Origin of the sequence: Bullifex sp. (genome assembly GCF_034103065.1) — a bacterium.
Lineage (GTDB): Bacteria > Spirochaetota > Spirochaetia > Sphaerochaetales > Sphaerochaetaceae > Bullifex.
Map to the genome: position 1 here is coordinate 1 of NZ_JAXEGN010000179.1, position 4,391 is coordinate 4,391.

4 protein-coding genes and 1 pseudogene are annotated in these 4,391 nt (G+C 34.5%); 1 reads left to right on the forward strand and 4 read right to left on the reverse strand.

All coding sequences use genetic code 11. The annotated features are described in order from the left end of the window. Nucleotides 1-200: pseudogene (locus tag SOY52_RS06935) on the reverse strand (MarR family transcriptional regulator); the annotation flags it as partial. A 131-nt stretch (nucleotides 201-331) separates the two neighbouring features. On the opposite strand from SOY52_RS06935, the gene SOY52_RS06940 reads away from it, so the two are divergent. Then, on the forward strand, nucleotides 332-808 hold the full coding sequence (locus SOY52_RS06940) for a hypothetical protein (RefSeq protein ID WP_320848234.1): 477 nt from the start codon (nucleotides 332-334) through the stop codon (nucleotides 806-808). 575 nt (nucleotides 809-1,383) lie between these two features. On the opposite strand, the gene SOY52_RS06945 is transcribed toward SOY52_RS06940, so the two are convergent. From SOY52_RS06945 to rlmD, 3 genes are all read right to left on the reverse strand, one after another. Further along, nucleotides 1,384-2,457 (reverse strand): Fic family protein, encoded by a 1,074-nt coding sequence (locus SOY52_RS06945; RefSeq protein WP_414429597.1) that lies wholly within the window; start codon nucleotides 2,455-2,457, stop codon nucleotides 1,384-1,386. Nucleotides 2,458-2,462: 5 nt separating this feature from the next. Then, complete coding sequence (locus SOY52_RS06950; RefSeq protein ID WP_320848236.1) at nucleotides 2,463-2,957, reverse strand: NUDIX hydrolase; 495 nt, start codon at nucleotides 2,955-2,957, stop codon at nucleotides 2,463-2,465. 197 nt (nucleotides 2,958-3,154) lie between these two features. Next, nucleotides 3,155-4,309, reverse strand: a complete 1,155-nt coding sequence (gene rlmD, locus SOY52_RS06955) for a 23S rRNA (uracil(1939)-C(5))-methyltransferase RlmD (protein WP_320848237.1) — start codon at nucleotides 4,307-4,309, stop codon at nucleotides 3,155-3,157. Nucleotides 4,310-4,391 lie beyond the last annotated feature (82 nt).

Below are 4,391 nucleotides of genomic sequence, written 5' to 3' on the forward strand. Positions count from 1 at the left end.
GTAGTAAGAGATGTTATCGCTAATCCGCATTTAGTCGAGAGTGATCTGATTGAGATACCATCCTCCTGCCACAGCACATAAAGAATACGTCCCTGGGGTCCATTGAACGCATCAATATTCTTTTCGCTGAGAATCTTCTCGAAAATCCGGTCTCCAAGCTGTTTTATTTTGGTAACAAGAAATCCTCCATTCATTTCCATACAAAAGCTCCTATATAGTAGTTTATCAAGAACATACTATATAGGAGCTTTATTATCAAGAGTTTATATGTCATAATAGGTAAATTCCTTTTTTTTCAATTCTCCAAACTGGAATTTGGAGGTGAGTTTTAATGCAGGACATAATTGCAAAGTTGATAGCAAAGGATGATAAATATGCTTGTGCCATTGCTGATAAAATCATTTCAGAAAGTCAGGATACTGACGAATGGTACGAATACTTTGATGAGTTTGCTTCGCTACTTAACCATCCAAAGTCATTGGTAAGAAACCGTGTTTTGTATATTCTCGCTACCAACGCACAATGGGATAATGAGAATCGTTTTGATGCGATAATATCAGAATATATTGCACACGTTACAGATGATAAGCCGATTACAGCAAGACAATGTATTAAAGCTCTTGCACAGATTGGAGTGGCAAAGCCACAATACATTCCGAGAATATTATTATGTTTGCATGAGGCAGATTTATCGAAATATAAAGATAGTATGCGTCCACTGATTGAAAAGGATATGGCAGAAAAAGAAAGAATACTGACAGCAACAGATTTATTATCAAAGCAAGCTTTCAGTTTGACAGAGCGATAAATTCCGATTTGTCTCTCTTTGATTTAATCACGTAGTTCGTTTTACAGTTTATTCTATATATTCCGGCTGTCAAAGAATTCCACACAACGACAAAGGCAGGACCGAAGCCCTGCCTGAATAAAAATGCTTGCTCTTTACCTTTGGATATCCTGGTCATTTACTATCTTAATGGGGTGTTCACCTTTTAACGTTTACTTTTATACCCGTGCTAATTTGAAACTCTATCGTGTGCTGAGGTGTTCACAATTTAACGATTACTCGGTGGAAATCTGTGGATATGTTCCCACAGAATCTATCTGGAGCAAAATAAAAGAAGGCTTTTCCAGTTTTGTCGTACTATTTAACGTTTAACCTTGAAAAAGCCTTATATTATAAGGGTTTATTTATTCAGGTGTGCTCACCCTTGACATCAATACTACCATCTCGACGTGCATTGAAACTTTACTTTGCATTAACATTTGCAGACAATTTGGTGTTTATATAAATTTTTGCACCCCTAGCAAAATATAGCGTTTTGTTTTTACACACTAATAGTAATATGTCAGTTTCGTATCTTGTTGTATTTGCAAACAAAACTATATTTCTACTAATATCTTCCACTTACCATTTCGCTTGCCGTTTTCACGAAATATCAAACCTTTTTCTTGCATCTCAACGGTTCTCGTTTTTACTGTTCTCTCCGACTTACCAATAGCACTTGCTAATTCTCTTTGAGTAATTGCCGGATTCTTTTTTATTTCCTGAATAATAGCCAATTCCTCAAAAGTGCAATTTTTGCACTTTGAATCATTGCTAGTTGCACTTTGAATTACACTTTGTTTATCAAAGTCTATATGCATGTATCTATTCTTTAATTCATGCCCAACATTCATCAACAAATTTTCAAAAAACATCTCCAAAAATTTTGTAGTTGCATGAATACCATTTTGCAAATCATTATAATTTGCTCGGACCAAAGCATTTCTAAAATACCATGAGTTCTCTGCAAATGTCTCGTTATTCACATTAAACCCAAAAGTCTTTAAATATTTAATAATAAATACTGCAGTAGATCTGGTGTTACCCTCTCCAAAAGGATGAATCTGCCAAATTCCCGATGTGAATTTAGCAATATGATGTACTGATTCCTCTATTGATAATCCATTGTAGGAAAACTCCTTTTCCTGAGAAAAGTCATAATCAAGAGTAGCACGAATACTATCATATGATGCATACATTACCGTGCTACCTTTCAGTATCCATTCTTTTTTTGTAATATTATAATCACGAATCTTGCCTGCATTATCAAACACACCTTCAAACAACTTTCGATGAATGTTCTGCCACTCTACCGGTGAAAACTGAAATGCCTTCTCTCCAAGTAATTTTGTAATTCTCACAGAAACAATATCCGCTTCCCTTGTATCAGCTTCAATTTCATTTCTATCTTTTCGTTCTTCATAGTAGCTATGAATACGTTCATCTGCTTCCGTTATGCTAATCTTGCCCTCAATATGATTTTTAGCAGTTTCAATTAAGTACGCAGAAGTCTTTAGTCCATCCACATCCTGAAGACCAATTGCTGTTCTCCAGGCATTACTTTTATCGATTTTCTCTGGCTCGCCTTCGCAAATATATTCATTAAGTTCTAATTCCCAGTATTTATTCAAGAATATCACCTAGTCCTTTCATCCGTTACAATATGCTCAATTCCAACATGCTCTCGGCATAAATAATCTTTCATGAAAGAAGGAAATGCTTTGTAATTGTCCAATTCATTAATTGGTATCCAAAACATATTTTCTTTAACACCAAATGTTGTACTATTGCTATGCAGTTCCTGCGTACCTCTTGGTTTCATTAAATAATATAAACATACTTCATGACAATCCAGTCCGGCCAATGTTCCTTTATTCTCATCGAAAAAATTTTCATGAATTACAGCCAAACGATCGACATCATACGCAACCCCTGTTTCTTCAAAAACTTCCCTTTTTACTGCATCCTCAGCAGTTTCTCCCATATGGACACCACCGCCGATAGAGTAATAATAGTCTTCTAGTTCATTCCCTGCAAACAAAACACAGCCATCCTCTACAATAATAGCTGCTGCTCTATATCGAAACCATTTATTTTCTTTTGAAAAACCACAATCATATTCCTTCATCATTTTTACCCTTTTTCCAAATTATATTGGGGGTGACACTATTCGCGAACACCAAATTACTACCAATACTATTCCAGCGCACAACTGATGTTTCAACAAATTTTTGCACCCATATTTAATTACTAAGTTCTATATACATTTTTCCCTTCTAAAAACACAGGTACATATTTATCAAAATACCCCCGCTAATCCGCATAAAATCAAAGTTTCTTCGAAATTAAGCAAACCGTCTCCACATGATCATTTCTAGGGAACATATCAATTGGCTGAGTTCCATATACTTCATATGGGCCGAACTTTAGAAGATATTTAATATCTCTATTTTGAGTATGAGGATTACATGAAATATAAACAATATTTCTTGGATTAAGCTTTATCAGAGAAGATAAAAATCTTTCATCAGAGCCCGCTCTTGGAGGATCCAAGAATACAACATCAAAGCTTTCCTTTCTTTTTGCCGCTTCCTTACAATAAACAGATGCATCAGCATTAATGAAAGAAATGTTTGTCATATTATTGATTTGTGCATTCTTTTTTGCATCTTCAACTGCACTTCTATTTAATTCTACACAAACTACTTCTTTTGCATTTTGAGCTGCAACTAATCCTATTGTACCAGTTCCAGAATAAGCATCTAATACTCTTTCATTTCCAGTTAAACGAGCCATTCTTATAGCTATTTTATATAATACCTCTGTTTGTTTAGAGTTTATTTGATAAAAAGAACTAGAAGATAATTTGATATCAAGTCCACAAAGCTTATCATTGATATAACCATCACCATATAAGACCTTTATTGGAGACTCTTGATCAATAACCATTGAGTCCTCTCGATTGTTTACTTGATATGTAATTGTTTTTATTTCAGGGTGCATCTGCTTAAGTGCATTAACAAATTCCTTTGAAGATGGAAAATCATTATTACCAAAGATAAGAAAAACTAATACTTCACCTGTATTATGTCCCCTTCTCAGAAATACGTATCTTATACTGCCTGTTTTCAAGTCTTCATCATAAGGCTTTATTTTATAAGTATTTAATAATCTTCTTATTGATCTTAAAATACTTGATGCACCCTCAAACTCAAGCATGCAATCCTTTACAGGTACAATTCTATGTGAGTGTTTTTGATATAAACCAGTACAGATTTCACCTTTTCTATTATATCCAACAACTGCTTGAACCTTATCACGGTAGCGTGTGACTTCTGACCCAATGATTGTAGCAACAGGACCAAAACCCTTTAAATTTCTACAAGCAATACGAGTCTTTTCTTTAAGCTCATCTTCATAAGAACCAACGTAATCACAACTACCACAATATGCAGAAAGTGGACAAACAGATTTATCTTTCATCTAATACATCCTTTATCAGCGGATTCGAAGAATTTAAGTCTACAAAGCAACCACCTTGAGTTAATCTTCTTAAGGCTTCATT

Bases quoted from the DNA above. Each gene is read 5' to 3' on its own strand.
- SOY52_RS06940 (WP_320848234.1), top strand. From the start codon at position 332: ATGCAGGACATAATTGCAAAGTTGATAGCAAAGGATGATAAATATGCT.
- SOY52_RS06950 (WP_320848236.1), bottom strand. From the start codon at position 2,957: ATGATGAAGGAATATGATTGTGGTTTTTCAAAAGAAAATAAATGGTTT.
- rlmD (WP_320848237.1), bottom strand. From the start codon at position 4,309: ATGAAAGATAAATCTGTTTGTCCACTTTCTGCATATTGTGGTAGTTGT.